The sequence below is a fragment of the Mycobacterium mantenii genome (assembly GCF_010731775.1).
Taxonomy (GTDB): domain Bacteria; phylum Actinomycetota; class Actinomycetes; order Mycobacteriales; family Mycobacteriaceae; genus Mycobacterium; species Mycobacterium mantenii.
Window position 1 is genome coordinate 4,617,064 of the sequence record NZ_AP022590.1, and the last position, 15,847, is coordinate 4,632,910.

Here is a 15,847-nt window from a genome sequence, read left to right on the forward strand (position 1 = left end):
AGGGCAGTGGAAAGGGCAAAAGTATGAACCGTTCAGACAACGACACCTGGGATCTGGCATCTAGTGTGGGAGCGACTGCGACGATGGTGGCTGCGGGCAGGGCCCGTGCCGCCAATGCGGAGGATCCGCTGATCGAGGACCGGTTCGCTGAGCCGCTGGTGGCCGCAGTCGGCATCGAGTTCTTCACCCGGTGGGCTACTGGTGAGCTTGACGCCGCCGAGGTTGATCTCCCGAACGCCCCATGGGGCCTGCAGCGTATGACCTACATGATGGCGGCGCGCACCCGTTACTTCGACGCGTTCTTTTCCGATGCGGCCGCTGCAGGCATCCGTCAGGCGGTGATCTTGGCTTCGGGCTTGGACGCACGTGGCTACCGGCTGTCGTGGCCGTCCAACATGGCGGTGTTTGAGATTGATCAACCGCAGGTTATCGAATTTAAGGTGGCCACGCTGTCCGACATGGGCGCCGAACCCACGGCTGATTTGCGGGCGGTTGCGATTGATCTGCGCCATGATTGGCCGACCGCGCTGGTGCAGGCCGGTTTCGATGCTAGCCTGCCCAGTTCCTGGCTCGCCGAGGGTCTGCTCGCCTTCCTGCCGCCTGAGGCTCAGGACTGCTTGCTGGACAACATCACCGCACTCAGCACTGTCGGCAGCCGGCTGGCGGCGGAGATTTTTATGAACGCGCCGGACGGCGCTGCACTAGCCGAGATGCTGCGAACCTCTACTCAGCGGTGGCGTGACCATGGACTCGACCTCGACCCCATCGAATTGGGCTATGACGGCGAACGCAACGATGTCGCAACCTATCTGGACAGCCACGGCTGGCGTTCGGTCCGTACTTCGCTGAGCCAGTTGCTGGCCGACAACGGACTACCGCCGCTACCAGACAATGACGACGCACTGTTGCTTCGCGAGAACTACTACTGCACGTCGATCTTCGGGAACGAGACCAGCGGCAGCTGAGCACCTCGACCAGGTGGGCGTGCTCTAGCGAATGCCCTAACCGCTGCGTCCAAGGACGGCACCGTCCTCTTCGACGACCCCCACGGCGGACAGCACCGCGACTCCCGAGACCCGCGTAGCCACCCTGTTTGGTCCAGTGATGTATTGACATTGAATGATCTTGCGGCACAAGCCCTTCCGGGATCGGGGAGAAGAACGCGAGATGGCGTGTCGAAATGAGGCCAGCCATCACATCTACCTTGAGCGGCGGATTGGGTGCTCTAGAGCCAGTGTGGGTGCCCCGGCGTGGTTAACGGGGGAGTGTCTTCGTCACTGAGCGGCCACGCGACAAGGCCGCCGCCACTGACGAACTCGCCAACAGGCGACAGGTCTCCGTACATGCCGGGGCCGGTTCAGGATGGCTGTCGCTCGATATTGGTCAACCGAATGCATGATGTGTGGAGGTCGAGCCAAGCTGCGCCCCTCGGAACGCAATCGTTTTCCTGCAGACCGGTGACCGCGCGACGGGCCATGGATCGCCTGTGCCGTCGACAACGAGATCCGCCCAGCTGACTCCTTGCTTCGGGTCGGCGCGACCAGGACCGCACATTGGGTCGCAGCTCCCGCAACTCCGCACTCCTCCAGCCCGCCCATGCTGTCAACGGCAACCGAAAGTCGTAACCAAACCGTAGGTCAGGTCAGTGTGCCGTCGAGTGAATCGACTGAGTTACGCGCGGCTCGCCGTCGGATCCGCGAGCTGGAAACCGAGTTGGCGATTGTGCGCCAGGCCGCGACGTTTCTCGGGGAGGACAAGCCCCGCCCAAAAGGATCTACCCGGTGATCGATCGACTCGTCGACGCCGGGGCGTCCGTGGATCGCTGCTGCCTCATTCTCGGTGTGACGCGCCAGAACTACTACAAACACAAGCGCACGCCGACCACGCCGACGGCGCTGCGGCGGCAATGGTTGACCGGGTTGATCCGCGAAGTGCACGTAGCCTCTCGGGGCACCTACGGGTATCGCCGTGTGCATGCCGAGCTCACCCTGGGTATGGGTATTACGGTGTGTCCGCGCACGGTATCGGTGCTCATGACCCGCGCCGGCATCTACGGGCTCCCCGGGCCCGTCCGGGTCAAGCGGCTACGCGGCGTGGTCACTGCTGATGATCTGGTCAATCGCAAGTTCCACCGTCTCGCACCAAATGAGTTGTGGGTAACCGACATTACGCAGCATCGAACCCGTGAAGGGTGGCTGTACTGCTGCGCGGTCCTGGATGCGTTCAGCCGCAGGATCGTGGGCTGGTCGATCGACTCGCGGGCTGACTCCAGCTTGGTGGTCAACGCACTGGACATGGCGATCCGCAACCGCCGCCCAGCCGCCGGAGGGATTGTCCATGCTGATCATGGAACCCAGTTCACCTCTTGGGTTTTCGGTGAGAAGATCCGCGCTGCCGGGCTGGTGCCGTCGCTCGGCACGATCGGTGACGGCCTGGACAACGCGATGATGGAGAGCTTCTGGTCCTCGATGCAGATCGAGCTTCTCGACCGCCAGAAGTGGAAGACCCGGGTAGAGCTGGCCAACGCGATCTTCGACTACCTCGAGATCTTCCACAACCGCCGCCGACGCCATTCCGCGCTGGGCTATCGCACCCCGATCGAGTACGAACTATCCTTTGCCAACGACACCCTCACCGCCGTCAGTTAGCTACCACCACTGGAACCCAACAGGTAGGTCAGGTCAAGGTGTCACCTATTCATGCAGCAGACCCATTCGTCATTAGCTTTGCGATCCCGTCGCTTATGCTGTCGAACTGCTGTAGGGCGCAGATGAATGTCCGTGGCCATGAGAAGGTCCCCGTTTGTGGCCAGTAGGAAGTCCCCACTCCTTTGCGGGCCCGCGTGTCATTTCCGGGAGCTGTGGGCCTGGGCGGTGACGGTGATAGCGCCAACTGTCACCACACCGCCCAGGGAGCTCTATTGAAGTCTGCAAGGGAGCGTATGAACATCATTTCTGCGTATCGCCAGGTCGGGTCGTATCGCGGCGCGGCCGAGCTGTGCGGCACGACGCATAAGACGGCCAAGCAGGTCATCGAGCGTGCCGAGGAAGGCGGACCGCGGCCACGGGAACCGCGACCACGCAATGTCGATGCGTTTGTCGAGCCGGTCGCGACTCGGGTCGAGAGTCGAAGGGCAAGATGTCGGCGAAGCGGATGTTGCCGATTGCCCGTGCGGCCGGTTATCAGGACTCGGCACGTAACTTCCGCCGGTGATGGCCGAGCAGAAAGTGTTGTGGCGCAACGCTAACCGGCATCAGCGGCGTCCTGCGGTGTGGTCACCGGGTGACTATCTGGTGATGGACTGGGCCCAAGCCGCACCGGGTTTGATGATGTTCTGCGCGGTGCTGGCGTATTCGCGGTGGCGGTTCGTGCGCTTCGCCGCTGACGAGAAGGTCTCGACCACGCTGGCGATGATTGCCGAGCCCTTTGAGGCGATCGGCGGGGTTCCGGCCAAGATCCTGGCTGACCGGATGGGCTGCCTCAAAGGCGGTGTGGTCGCCAATGTCGTTGTCCCGACACCGGATTACGTGCGGTTGGCCTCCCATTACGGTTTCGACCCAGATTTCTGCCACGCTGCCGATCCCCAATCGCAGAGCATCGTCGAGCATCTGTGCGGCTACGCCCAGGACGACCTCGCGATCCCGCTGCTGACCGAAGCCGCCCTGGCCGGCGAAATGGTTGATCTGCGTGCTCTCAACGGCCAGGCCGCGTCGTGGTGTGCGCAGGTCAACGCTGTGGTGCATGCGGAGATCTGCGCAGTGCCCGATGAGCGACTCGCCGAGGAACGCCGCGTCCTGAAAGCGCTGCCGTCGCTGCGGCTGGAGATCGGTGCCGGGTCGGTGCGCCGCAAGGTCGACAGCCTGTCCTGCATCCGATACGGCTCAGCCCGCTACTCGGTGCCCAAGCGCCTGGTGGGCACGACCTGCACGTTGATAAGCCGCGTGTCGCCGCGGTATTCAGCGACGACAGCGGAATGCTGCGCGGCGTCGAGGTCGATCGGCGGCGGTAGGTTCGATGGCCATTTCGATTCTTCCTCAGCCTCATCGGTGCCGAAGCCACACCCCTGCGACGCTCGACGAAGTCGAACAGCTACCTAGGATGGCGCTGAGCAAGACCCAAACGTAACCAGACGCCGGAGATTCCGGCAGGCGGCTACCGCTTGTCGCGGTACTCGCATTCCAGCTGCGCCCAGCGCCGGCCGGTTTCCTCGCCGCCGGCGATCATGTCGGCGGGAGCGTCGGTGTAGGGCGGTCGGCTGGGGCCCGGGTCGATCAACCCTGCGGCGCGGAATCGTGCCCGCCCCACCGGGATGCTGTAGTCCATGAAGCGCGACATATCGCCACCGAATTGCGGCGCCAGCGCCCAGTTGACCTTCTCGGAGATCGCTGCTGCCGCGTTCCAGTCCCGTGAGAGCACGGCCCTGGAGAGTGCCGCCAATGGTGAAGGGGCACAGGCCACGTTGCCCGACCAGCAGGCGGTGGCCAGGTCAGGGGATTGCTTTGCCGCGGCATACCAGTCGCTGTCGAGGGGCAGTACGGCAACCTTGTCGCCAACAGCTTCGATATCGCGTTGCAGCGTCGGCCCGCCGGCGTGTTTGGTCGCCACGATCTGCGGCAGATCGGCCAATTTCCGGTAGGCCTCGACACTGATCTTGCCTTTGAACGCGGCGGGATTGTCGTAGACAACGAAGGGAACACCAGGCAGTGCCTCTGTGAGATCGCCGTAGAACCGCACGATCGCGTCGTCGTCGAGCGGGAGCCACATCGGGCGCCCCACGAACAGCCCATCGGCACCGGCGTGGATCGCTTCGCGCCCACGGGAAATGGTGTCGCGGGTATTCAAGGTGGTGACACCGGCGAAGAATGGGACCCGACCGCGGATGACCTTGGCGATGCAGGTGGTGAAGGTGAGCCACTCGTCATGGGTGAGCGACGCGCATTCGCCGAAAGTCCCAGTGGACATCACGAATTCGATGCCGGCGCCGATGACCTCCTCGATCATCTTCTCGGCCTCGGCTGTGTTCACCGTGTTGTCGGCGCGCCAGCTTCCTGCGTCACTGGTGGCCGGGGTGGGCACGATGCCCACCACCCCTCGGACGTCGGCTCGGGTGATGGTCATTGTGACTGGCCTCCACGTGTCAGGTCGGCCGGTACCGCTGGATAAGGACCGGTTCCGAACGAGTCATGCGGTTCCTCCCGGTACATTCCCAGCGCGGCGAGAAGCGGGGCGTCGGTCGCGGAGAACAGCACCGCTTCGGTGCTTTGCGAGTTGTTGATGTGTTGGTGCCACATCCAATTCGGGACTACGAACGAATCGCCTGCCGACCAATCGAGCCGGTGGTCACCCACATGGGTGGTGCCTTCGCCTTCAACCACGTAGTACACCGCGCTGGAGGTGTGCCGGTGCTGCTGCGTCCGCAGCCCCGGACGCAGTAGCTGGGCGAAACAGTCGATGGTCGGCAGAGTTGGACCGCCGGTGATGGGATGCGCGTAGTGCATTATCACCCCGTCGAACGGGCTGCCCTCGTAGCCGGTGAAGTCGCACAGCGATGCTCTGACGTCGCGCCACGCGTACCGGAACGGAATGCGGGAGCCATCACGGCGTTCCCATGCCGGCTGAACCGGAGCTGAACGGTTGCTGATGAAGTCGGCACGCTTCTCCCGAATAGGCTGTGTACTGGCTCCGTAGGGCTCGAAGAAGATCTGCCGCAGATAGCCCATCACCGGCACGTCCAGGATGTCGATCCAGATTCCGCGCTTGTCGCTTTCGTTGTGGTGGTCGTGCCACGTATAGGCCGGCGTGATGACGAGATCGCCATCTTCCATCGCGAGCTTCTCGCCGTCGACAGCGGTGTAGAGGTCGGCACTGCCATCTACGACGAACCGCAGTGCGTTGATCGAATGGCGATGCGCCCAGGCGATTTCGCCCGGCAAGGTGATTTGCATCCCCATGGCGAGGGTGGGGGTGGTCCCGTCGACCCCCGGTCCGGGGTTGATGAAGGTGAAGTTGCGCCTAGCGATGTCGTTGGATCTGACGACGCACATCTCTTCGAGCGCTTGCTCGGCCAAACCGCGTGGCCACAGGAAAGGCACACCGGCGGGACGCGGACCGTCGGTCAGTTGCACCAACTGCGCGTCGTACTGCCATTGTCCGCGCAGATGTAGTTCATTGAGGTGTTCGTCGAACTCGGCAAGCGTCTGGCCCGGCTCGCGTGTCGTCGTCATATCCGATGTCCTTGGTTGAGGACTTGACCCGTCTAGCGCGGCCGCCAAGTCAGAAGGAAACCGCGCTCGCTGCGGCGCGGCTGGTCGGGAGCGCCCACCACTGTGGTCGAGGTTACATCTTCATAGTTGCACAAACAAGACGACTTACGGCAAATCAATGCTATTGACTTGATATCTCCGATTTGCCTGACGCCCAACATAAAACGACTCAGGTTCGAGCGGCAAGGGTGGCCAAAAAAGTACATCGGGCGGGAACCCGGACGTCGGCCGACCATCGAAGCGATTTGGGCGGCGGGCGATGGAGTATGGAGGCAAGCTCTTCGGTCGCTATCGCGCTATACGCCGTCAGTGGCGTCGCCGGTCGCATCCCGTCGGCCGAGAATGATCGCCCTTTCAGGGCATGCGGCCGCACCACGGCGGGCTTGATCCTCGAGTTCCGCAGGCACGCTCGCCGGTGCGACGGCATAACCCTCGTCGTCGATCGAGTACACATCGACCCCCTCAGTGGCACAAAGTGTATAGCCGCAGCATTTCGACCGGTCGATGCTGATCGTCAAGGCCTGCTCATTGTCTGCCATGGTGACGGTCCCTCCGCGATCGGCCCGACCGGTGAGGTCGAGAATTTGTGAGACAGAATGAAACGATTATGTGTTCTATGACCAACTTGTGCCAGAGTGCCATGTGCCGCCCGCCACTGGCATCAGGCCAGTGCCCCGAGCTCTTGCCACTTGACCGCGCGGTGATCCGGAACACATAATACGTTAAGTGTGCAACGAAACATATTTATTCAATAACTGCCGCGGCTCCGTTGGCGGTAACTGGGTCGGACCTTGTCAACCTGGAGGTGCTGCATGACAACCTTTGCGGCGGGTACAACTACCGTGCTCGAAGCCGTCCGGGCGCTGACCCCGGAAATCGCCGAGCGGGCCGACGAGATCGAGAAGGCCAAGGTGGTGCCCGCCGACCTGCTCGAGCGGCTCGCCGATGCCGGTGCTTTCCGCATGTTCGTCCCGCGTCAATACGGCGGGGAGGAGATGAGCCTGCCGGAGGCCATGGCCGTAATCGAGGAGGTGTCGCGGGCGGATGCTTCTACGGGATGGACCGTGATGATCGGCGCCGACTTCGCGCCGGTATTCGCCCGTCTCTCCAAAGAGGTGCTCGACAACGAGATCTATCCTGATGGCCCAAACACCATGGCGCGGGGTGCTTTTGCCCCAAAGGGTGTTGCCGTCGCGGCCGAGGGCGGTTACATCGTCAACGGGCAGTGGCCACTGGCCAGCGGGAGCTACGAGCACCAGTGGGTGATGGGCAACTGTATTGTCCTGGACAACGGGCAGCCTCGGATGACCGAGATGGGCGTGCCCGAGATGAAGCTCGCCGTGGTGCCGACGGCGCAGGCCCAGTTCCTGGATACCTGGGACTCGGTGGGGTTGCGGGCGACCAACAGCAATGACTTGGTGCTCAAGGACGTGTTCGTGCCCGAGCACCACACCGGTGAGTTCTTCGGGGCTTCCGGTGTGGACAGCCCGATGTTCCGGCTACCGACCCGCTTGGCGCTGGGGCCCACCCACGTCGCTGTTGTGCTAGGCATCGCCGAGGGCGCGCTGGATGACGTGCGCAAGCTCGCCAAGACCAAGCGGCCGGCGTTCAACCCCGGCATGCGATTGGCCGAGGACACCGTCTTCCAATTCCGACTAGGTCTGCTCGACACCCGCTTGGCGGCCGTGCGTGCGCTCGCCGAGAAGGAGGCCCAGCTGATGTGGGACGCCGCGGTTGCAGGAGAGCCGATCACAACGATGGCTGCGGTGCGCCAGCGCGCGATGGTGGCGCGGGCCCACACCGAGTGCGTGGAGATCGTCAACGAGGCCTTCGGCCTGGCCGGCAGCAATGCCATGTACAGCAGCTCCTCGCTGCAGCGACGCTTCCGCGATATCCGCACCGCGGCACAGCATGTGGCGGCGAGCCCGGAGATCTACCAAATCGTCGGTGCGCTGCTTGTTGACGAAGACGTCCCGCCGTCGGCCCTGATCTGAGTTCGGGGGAATGAAGAGCACATGACTTCTACCGAGACGATGACGGCCGAGTGGGAGCTGGTCCGGCTGAACAACGACTTCGCCTACTACGTGGACCAAGGCGATTTCGAGTCGATGATCGGGCTGTTCACCCCGGACGCCGTTTTCGATCGTGCCGGCAACGTCCACCACGGCCACGACGAGCTGCGCCAGGGCATGCGCGACCGGCCAAAGGCGACTACGCGGCACCTGGTCACCAATTTCCACTTCGCCAATGTCGGGAACGACGCCGCCGAGGCGGTGGTTTGCTCGATGGTCTATCACGGACCGCCATCGGAGCAAGGCGAGCCGGTGGTGTATGCGACGGAAAATGGCCGCGTCATGGAGTTTCACGACAAGTACGTCAAAACTCCTGAAGGATGGCGGATTTCAGAACGAATCGCGCGGGCGATCTTCACGCCGAAGGTGTGGCCGTGACAGGTCTGATCAAGGAAGGCGAAAATCATGGCTGACAAACACAACGACGTGCAGGCCACCGTTGACAAGTTCTTCACCGCGCTGGCAACCGGGGACCAGGCGACCTGCGAAGCACTGTTCACCGACGACGCAGTGGTATGGCACAACTACACCCAACAAGAACAACCGAAAAGCGAAGCACTTGCCGCCCTCGCGGGGCTGGCCCAAATGCAGGCCGAATTTTACGTCGTCGGGCGTGACTTCACGGACGATACCTGCGTTCAGCGGCACGTGGTGCGGGTGACACTGCCGAACGGCGACACGGCGGCCATTCCGGCGATTCAGCGCATTTCCCTCTCGGGTGGCCGGATCCGACGCATCGAGGAGTACATGGATTCGGCCCAAATGGCCGCGGCGATGCAAGCACTGCAAGCCGGCGTGTGACCGACCCGAACATCTCGGCGAGGAATTAGGAAGGAACCTGTAATGCCCGGAATCACAGACAAGTTCACCGGCGAACCTGTGCTGAAGGTCCAACGGCTCGGTCACGGCACCTTGGAGGTCGTCGACATCGCCAGGTCACGGCGATTCTACGAAGAGGTCCTCGGGCTCGAGGTGATTCAACCCAGCGCCCGCTCGATGATGATCCGGCTCAACACCAACCACGCCTACGCGGTGGTGGAGACCGGCAAGGAGAGCTCCATGCCGATGCTGGCCCACAATGGCCTCGACGTGGGCAGCGAGGAAGAAGTGCACGCCGCCCACGACCGGCTCGTCGAGCTCAAGGACGAGTGGGGCCTCAAGACGATCACCGACGTGCGCCACATGCACGGGGACACCTCGTTCTACTTCACCGACCCCGACGGCAACTGGTGGGAGATCGTCGCGGTCCGCGAAGGCGGTTACGCGGTGGACTTCTCGGACCCCGAGCGCGATCTCACCGGTCTGCACGAGTTCGACGGTGAGGGCGGCAACGTGAACTTCAGCCACACCCATGACCCCAACTTCCGGTCGCGCGTCCGTGAGGTCCTTGACGCGAAGAGCAAGGCGTAACTGGTGGCCCGTCTGGACGGAAAGGTTGCCGTCGTCACCGGCGCTGGCAAGGGTATCGGGCGGGGAATCGCCCGCAGGTTCGCCCGCGAGGGCGCCAAGGTGGTCATCGCCGAGTTCGACGCCGACGCGGGTAAGCAGGTCGCCGAGGACCTCGGCACGCTCGGCGGCGAGGGCTTGTTCGTCCAGACCGACGTGTCCCGCAAGGCAGACATCGAAGGTGCGATCGCGATCGCCCAGGAATCCTTCGGTGGTTTGGACGTCCTCGTCAACAACGCGATTTCGCTGACCCCGGAAGTTCCGCTGGAGCAGAAGACCGACGAAATGTTCGAGCAGATGCTCGGAGTCGCCCTGTGGAGCGTGTGGTGGGGGATGCAGACCGCGTTCCCCGTCATGAAAGCTCACGGTGGTGGACGCATCATCAACTTCTATTCGATCGACGCTGACAACGGCAACTGGGTTCATGGTGACTACAACACCGCCAAGGGCGGTGTGCAGGCTCTGACCCGCACGGCCGGTTTCCAGTGGGCCAGGCACAACATCCTGGTCAACGCGATCGCACCGATCGCTGCATCGGCTGCCTTCGAGGAGATGGCGTCCGCCAATCCTGCACTGCTCGAAGCGGTTCCGTTGATGATCCCCTGCGGACGGATGGGTGACCCGGAGGAGGACATCGCCCCAGTGGCGGCGTTCCTGGCCAGCGACGAGGCACGCTTCATCACCGGCGCGACCATCCCGGTCGACGGGGGCCTGCACGTACCGCGGCTGAACACCCGACCACCGGACCCCTCGGTCTTCGACTCACTGCCCGGCAGCGCCGGGTCGGAAAACAAGTAAGGAGAGCGTCGTGACTATCGACGAAGTGAAGCACGCTCGGACCGGACCGGTCCTGGCGGACGGGACCCCGCTGTCAGAGCTGATCGACAAGGATTACCGCGAGGTATCGCTGCGCGTCCTCAATGATCCGGAGCTCTACCAGTTGGAGCTCAAACACCTGTTCGCCAAGGCGTGGACGGCCGTGGCCCATGAGGATGAGATCCCCAACGTCGACGATTACGTCCTGCGGTATGTCGGTGAGGATCAGGTCATCATCAGCCGCGCGGCCGACCGAAGCATTACGGCCGCGTTGAACGTGTGCGCCCATCGGGCAGCGAAAGTGTGCCGATTCGAGGCCGGCAACGCCAAGAATTTCCAGTGCCCCTACCACGGGTGGGTCTACAAGTCCGATGGCGCCTTCCAGGCGGCCCCCATCGCCCGGGAGACCATGCAAGGCCACCTGCGGACCAAGGACGAACTCGGGTTGCAGCGCGGGCGGGTTGAGCTCTACGCAGGCATGGTCTTCGTGACCTTCGACCAGAACGCACCGACGTTGCGCGAGTACCTCGGCCCGATGACCTGGTACTGGGACCTGATGTTCGACCGCACCCGAAGCGGGATGACGGTGCTGGGACACCCGCAACGCTTCATCATCCCCGCCAACTGGAAGTGCGCCGCCGAGCAGTTTGCCGGAGACATCTTCCACACCCTGACGCTGCACCGGTCCATGCAGGAGTTCGAGCTGTTGGGACCGGCGGCCGAAGAGCCCGCGATGGCCGGAGTGAGCGCCAGCCACAAAGGCCATTTCGTGCGGTGCTTCGACCTCAGAGAAGAGCACTACATCACCGCACTCAAGGGCAAGAACCTGACCGCACTGTCCCCGATAGAACGGCTGCGGCTGGCGGCACCGCCGGGCATGTCGCCCGACATGGTCGAAGACTTGCCGCAACGATTCGACGAGGGCCAACTGCAGGTGTTGACACAGTTCACCCCGCAGGTAGGTCAGCTGTTCCCGAACGTCGGCGCATTGGCCATGCCGTTCCAGTTCCCCGACGGCACCCCGTCGGCGTTCTTCAGCTGGCGGGTGTGGGTTCCGAAAGGGCCGGACCACTTCGAGTTGTTCCACTGGAGCCTGGTGGAGCGTGACGCGCCGAAAGAGCTCGCGGAATCGATGAATCTGATGACCGCTGCCACATTCGGGATCAGCGGATTCGTCGAGGCCGACGACACCGACACCTGGCCGATGCAAAGCCAGGCCGCGCGCGGCGCGTTGGGGCGCCGGCAGAAGCTTCGCTATCAGGCGATCACCGGCGAGAACAAGCCCGCCGACTGGCCCGGTCCCGGACAGGTGTACGCAGGGTTCCCGAAAGATGACACGCAGTGGAACTTCTGGCTGCGCTACAGCGAGTTCATGGAAGGGAGACCGTGGTGACTGCAGATGCCACACCGGACATCGACGCCCAGACCCACTCGGGTGTCAGCTATCCGACGCCGCGGGGCTCTCGGGTCCCGGTGACCGATCCACGTCACTTCGAGATCGTTGGGTTCCTGGAAGACGAGTCCGCACTGCTGGACTCCGACGACCTGACCGCCTGGTTGGGTCTGCTTGCGCCCGACATCATCTATCGTGCACCGGTCCGGACTACGCGCGATCACCGCGCTCGGGGCGTGTACGAGGCGGACATGTTCCACTTCAACGAGAACATCATGACCCTGATGTTGAAGGTCATGCGGATGACGCAGACCGACAGCGCCTGGGCCGAGAATCCGCTGTCGCGAACGCAGCGAATTGTGCACAAGGTAAGGGCGTATGAGACCGATACGCCGAACGAATACCAGGTATACAGCTCGATCCTGCTGCTGCGGTCCCGCTACGACGATCCCGCGCTGGATTTCCTCCCGGCCCGGCGAGTGGACACCATCCGGGTGGGTGATGAGTGGAAGATCGCCTCGCGCACAATCTATTTCGAGCAGGCCACCCTTGGCGTGCAGAACCTCGCCGTTTATCTGTGAGGCAGGGTCACGAATTGTCTTCTGCGACCGAGATTCCGGGTTATGCGGCAGGTACGTGGGCGATCGATCCGGTCCGGTCGACGCTAAGGTTCGGGGTCAAGCACCTTGGCGTGCAAAACGTTCGCGGCATCTTGAGGGTCGAGGGGCAGATCGTCGTGGCCGATCAACCGGCGGATTCGACGGTGGCTGCGACGATCGACCTTGGCTCGGTCGATACGAAGAGCAAGGGACGCGACAAAGCGATTCGCTCGGCTTCGCTGCTGGACATTGCGAGCCATCCGACCGCGGAATATCATTCGACGGGAATCAGCCCCGATGCCGCCGGCGGCAATCCGCAAGGGTTCCTGCTGGACGGGGAGCTGACCTTCATGGGCGTCACCCGGCCGTTGCCACTGCGGATTCAGCTGGAGCGATTCATCCGAGACGGGGGCGGGACGAGGCCGATCCTCGCCGGGCAGGGGCAGTTCACCCGCAACGACTTCGGGTTGGTCTATCGCGTCCACCCACGGCTCCTCGACCGAGCGATCGGACAGACAGTGCACGTGGACATACGGTTGGAGGGATCACCCTGAAAATCGCGAGAATCCGCTTCCAGGACCATGATTCGTGGGCAGTGGTCGATGCCGGGGAAGGCACGGTGCGGCCCATCGGCGGTGAGATCACCGATTGGGGCTCGGCTGCGGCTGAGGGTCGGGCAACCTTCGAGTTCGCTGGCCCACCAATAGCGCTGGAGGACGTGCGCCTCTTGCCGCCCATCACCCCGACGTCCACGGTCGTGGGGGTCGGAATGAACTACTGGACGCACCTGGAGAAGCTCGGCGTCACCGAAAGGCCGCCAAGCACAGTGGGTTTCATCAAACCGCAGGTGGCAATCATCGGTCACGACGACGAACTAGCCAATCCCGCCATCACGGACCAGTTGGACTTCGAAGTCGAGCTGGTGGCGGTGATGGCGCGAGCCGTGAGCAAGCCTGACGGGCACCTCACCGACGCCGTCTTGGGGTACACCGTCGGCAACGACGTGAGTGCGCGTGATGCGCCGTCGCCTATGGGCGGGCTGGACCTGTTCACGATGAAGGCGCTCACCGGGGCGACCCCGGTGGGGCCGTGGATTACTACCAAGGACGAGTTCGGCGGATCGGGCCAGATCGATGTCGGGATCTCTTTGCGCGTGAACGGTGAAGAGCGCCAACATGATCGGACGGCGAAGATGATCTGGAGTCTTGACGAATGTCTCGACTATGTCGTCGCGAGGGTAGCGCTGAGGCCCGGCGACATCGTGTTCACCGGCACTACGAATGGTGTCGGTATGGAGGACGGCCGGTTCCTCCGGCAAGGCGATGTGGTGGAGGCTGAGATCGAAGGGATCGGGGTGCTGCGCAATGTCGTCGGTGCGAAGCGGTCGTAACTATCAGCTTGCGGCCTTGCGGCCGGCCCTGGACCGGGCTTTCTTCGGTTCCAGTCCTGCTGCACCCCCGAGAGCGACAAGCAGATCACGCAGCTCCGAATAGTCTTTGGCAGGCATGAAGTAATGCGAAAAAGCCATCCGCACAACAAGATCCACGATCTCCTCGTGCGTCGCCAATCCGAGCCGGATCGCCGGACTGTCGGCGAGTGCCGGCTCCAATTCGTCACGCAGAACGGCGGACAACTGGGGTGTCACCTGCTTGATGTAGTCGATCACGAAACCCGGTTCGAGTTGGCCCAGCTGGACAGTCGCCGGGTTTTCCTGCCAGTAGCGCAGCATGACGTCGAGGACCACGCGCAGGCGATCCGCCGGATCGGGCTGTTCGGCGATTTCGTCCTGCAGGATCCCGCGCAACCTCATCATGAAGTGATCCCCGAGCGCCTCGAGAAGGTCCTCCTTGTTCTTGAAGTACCTGTAAAGCGTGCCGCCCGAGACCCCAGCCTCAGCCGCGATGTCGCTCATTGCCAGCTTCTTCGGACCCTGACGCGCGAGGGCGCGCAAGGCGCCGTTGAATATCTTCGCCTCGGTGGTCGCCCTGGTCGCCACGCTATGCCTTCCTTTTTGGAGCTCCGTCGTTCGGCTCGACAGGCGTGCTCGTTAACAACAATGGTAACGCAATCCCGCTAATCGAACATATTGAATAAAATGTGTAATTTCTCTATTATCAGTGCATTAGCTTCGACCTTGCTCGCGCAGGGCTTGAACAGCGATCGAGGAGGATCACCGGACCATGGGTGCAGTACTGGCATTAGGTGCCACACATTTCCCGCCGCTGGCGCTACCCGACGAGCGAATGGCCGACGTGTTCCGCTGGGCGCAGCGGGATCCCGAGCTGCCCGAGGAGAAGCGCGACCCTGCCGCGCTGTCGAGCCTGCTTGTGCGCGAACTGGGCGACGACAACGGCCTGGCCGCGGCGGCAGCCCACCGCGAAGAACTGCGACAGAACTTCCAACGAGTGCGCGATGCCCTGGACGAGTTCCAACCCGATGTCGTGCTGATCTGGGGTGACGATCAGTATGAGCTGTTCCACGAGGACTGCGTCCCGCCCTTCGCGGTATGTGCTTTCGACGACCTGGAAACGCAGCTGTGGCAACGGCCGTTCTACAAGGGCCGGCCGAATGCTTGGGGCGAGCCAGAAGACACGTCGTACCCGATCAAGGGCGCGGCCCGGGCCGGCAAGAAACTCACCACCGAATTGCTGAGCCGCGGCTTCGATATCGCCTATAGCTACCGGCCGCTGCCCGACCGGCCGATGCCGGCCGCGTTCGCGAACACTTTGCGCTACCTCGACTGGAGCGGTGAGGGCTTCCCTTATCCCTCGTTGTTCTTCTCTATCAACTGTTATGGCCGTCGACTGGTCAAACACAAGGGTGGCTTGGCCTATCTGAGTAGCATGCCCAAGGACATCTCTGAATTGGATCCGCCTGCGCCCGCGCCGGCCCGCTGCTTCGACCTCGGTGCGGCAATTGCCGAGATCTGCCTGCAGAGCAAATCACGGGTGGCCCTGGTCGCGTCATCGAGCTGGTCGCACGCCTTCCTTAACGAGGCGAGCCGATTCCTGCTCCCCGACACGGCCCGGGACCGGGAGCTGTTCGCGCAGCTCCATGGTGACAAGCCGGCCGCCTGGCGCGATGTAACACTCCAGGAGGTCGAGCAGGCCGGGCAGCACGAGATGCTGAACTGGTTCTGTCTTGCCGGTGCCGTCGACCACCTCGGTGTGCGTCCCGAGTGGATGGAGATGATCGAGACCGATCTGTTCACCTCGAACAAGGTCTTCGGTGTCTACCAGGTGGCGGGGCGCAACTGAG

Annotated in this window: 15 protein-coding genes and 2 pseudogenes; 13 read left to right on the forward strand and 4 right to left on the reverse strand. The window is 63.1% G+C overall.

Annotated elements, in window-relative coordinates:
• The first annotated feature begins 23 nt into the window (after nt 1-23).
• From G6N50_RS20895 to istA, 3 genes and pseudogenes are all read left to right on the forward strand, one after another.
• The gene (locus G6N50_RS20895; protein ID WP_083094489.1) at nt 24-965 is read left to right on the forward strand and encodes an SAM-dependent methyltransferase; all 942 of its coding nucleotides are present in this window, start codon (nt 24-26) and stop codon (nt 963-965) included.
• Nucleotides 966-1,653: 688 nt separating this feature from the next.
• Nucleotides 1,654-2,648 (forward strand): annotated as a pseudogene (locus G6N50_RS20900) (IS3 family transposase); the annotation flags it as partial.
• Nucleotides 2,649-2,920: 272 nt separating this feature from the next.
• Nucleotides 2,921-3,935: pseudogene (istA, locus tag G6N50_RS20905) on the forward strand (IS21 family transposase); the annotation flags it as partial.
• A gap of 217 nt (nt 3,936-4,152) precedes the next feature.
• On the opposite strand, the gene G6N50_RS20910 reads toward istA, so the two are convergent.
• The 3 genes from G6N50_RS20910 to G6N50_RS20920 all read right to left on the reverse strand — a co-directional run bounded on the left by G6N50_RS20910 (nt 4,153) and on the right by G6N50_RS20920 (nt 6,802).
• Nucleotides 4,153-5,118, reverse strand: coding sequence for a dihydrodipicolinate synthase family protein (locus tag G6N50_RS20910; RefSeq protein WP_083094487.1), 966 nt, complete (start codon nt 5,116-5,118; stop codon nt 4,153-4,155).
• Nucleotides 5,115-6,224 carry a cupin domain-containing protein gene (locus tag G6N50_RS20915; RefSeq protein ID WP_083094486.1) on the reverse strand — a complete coding sequence of 370 codons (1,110 nt, stop codon included), beginning with the start codon at nt 6,222-6,224 and terminating at the stop codon, nt 5,115-5,117. Before G6N50_RS20915 ends, G6N50_RS20910 begins: the two co-directional genes overlap by 4 nt.
• 335 nt (nt 6,225-6,559) lie before the next feature.
• A complete protein-coding gene (locus G6N50_RS20920) occupies nt 6,560-6,802 on the reverse strand; it encodes a ferredoxin (protein ID WP_083094485.1) in 243 nt (80 codons plus the stop codon).
• A gap of 273 nt (nt 6,803-7,075) precedes the next feature.
• On the opposite strand from G6N50_RS20920, the gene G6N50_RS20925 reads away from it, so the two are divergent.
• Genes G6N50_RS20925 through G6N50_RS20965 form a run of 9 tightly spaced genes read left to right on the forward strand, consistent with a single transcriptional unit; the run spans nt 7,076 to nt 13,979 of the window.
• Nucleotides 7,076-8,257: an acyl-CoA dehydrogenase family protein gene (locus tag G6N50_RS20925; RefSeq protein WP_083094484.1), complete on the forward strand. Its 1,182-nt coding sequence runs from the start codon at nt 7,076-7,078 to the stop codon at nt 8,255-8,257.
• 21 nt (nt 8,258-8,278) lie between these two features.
• Nucleotides 8,279-8,713: a nuclear transport factor 2 family protein gene (locus G6N50_RS20930; RefSeq protein WP_083094483.1), complete on the forward strand. Its 435-nt coding sequence runs from the start codon at nt 8,279-8,281 to the stop codon at nt 8,711-8,713.
• A gap of 27 nt (nt 8,714-8,740) precedes the next feature.
• Nucleotides 8,741-9,136 carry a nuclear transport factor 2 family protein gene (locus tag G6N50_RS20935; protein WP_083094482.1) on the forward strand — a complete coding sequence of 132 codons (396 nt, stop codon included), beginning with the start codon at nt 8,741-8,743 and terminating at the stop codon, nt 9,134-9,136.
• A 42-nt stretch (nt 9,137-9,178) separates the two neighbouring features.
• Complete coding sequence (locus tag G6N50_RS20940; protein WP_083094481.1) at nt 9,179-9,745, forward strand: VOC family protein; 567 nt, start codon at nt 9,179-9,181, stop codon at nt 9,743-9,745.
• A 3-nt stretch (nt 9,746-9,748) separates the two neighbouring features.
• On the forward strand, nt 9,749-10,579 hold the full coding sequence (locus G6N50_RS20945; protein ID WP_083094480.1) for an SDR family NAD(P)-dependent oxidoreductase: 831 nt from the start codon (nt 9,749-9,751) through the stop codon (nt 10,577-10,579).
• Nucleotides 10,580-10,589: 10 nt separating this feature from the next.
• The gene (locus G6N50_RS20950) at nt 10,590-11,990 is read left to right on the forward strand and encodes an aromatic ring-hydroxylating oxygenase subunit alpha (RefSeq protein WP_232068803.1); all 1,401 of its coding nucleotides are present in this window, start codon (nt 10,590-10,592) and stop codon (nt 11,988-11,990) included.
• Nucleotides 11,987-12,571 carry an aromatic-ring-hydroxylating dioxygenase subunit beta gene (locus tag G6N50_RS20955; RefSeq protein WP_232068804.1) on the forward strand — a complete coding sequence of 195 codons (585 nt, stop codon included), beginning with the start codon at nt 11,987-11,989 and terminating at the stop codon, nt 12,569-12,571. Before G6N50_RS20950 ends, G6N50_RS20955 begins: the two co-directional genes overlap by 4 nt.
• 14 nt (nt 12,572-12,585) lie before the next feature.
• Complete coding sequence (locus G6N50_RS20960) at nt 12,586-13,143, forward strand: YceI family protein (protein WP_232068805.1); 558 nt, start codon at nt 12,586-12,588, stop codon at nt 13,141-13,143.
• 11 nt (nt 13,144-13,154) lie between these two features.
• Nucleotides 13,155-13,979, forward strand: a complete 825-nt coding sequence (locus G6N50_RS20965; protein ID WP_408632527.1) for a fumarylacetoacetate hydrolase family protein — start codon at nt 13,155-13,157, stop codon at nt 13,977-13,979.
• Between the two features lie 3 nt (nt 13,980-13,982).
• Here the strand turns inward: G6N50_RS20965 and G6N50_RS20970 are convergent, their stop codons facing one another.
• Nucleotides 13,983-14,585 carry a TetR/AcrR family transcriptional regulator gene (locus tag G6N50_RS20970; RefSeq protein WP_232068807.1) on the reverse strand — a complete coding sequence of 201 codons (603 nt, stop codon included), beginning with the start codon at nt 14,583-14,585 and terminating at the stop codon, nt 13,983-13,985.
• Between the two features lie 184 nt (nt 14,586-14,769).
• On the opposite strand from G6N50_RS20970, the gene G6N50_RS20975 reads away from it, so the two are divergent.
• The gene (locus G6N50_RS20975; RefSeq protein ID WP_083094476.1) at nt 14,770-15,846 is read left to right on the forward strand and encodes a class III extradiol ring-cleavage dioxygenase family protein; all 1,077 of its coding nucleotides are present in this window, start codon (nt 14,770-14,772) and stop codon (nt 15,844-15,846) included.
• Nucleotide 15,847: the final 1 nt, after the last annotated feature.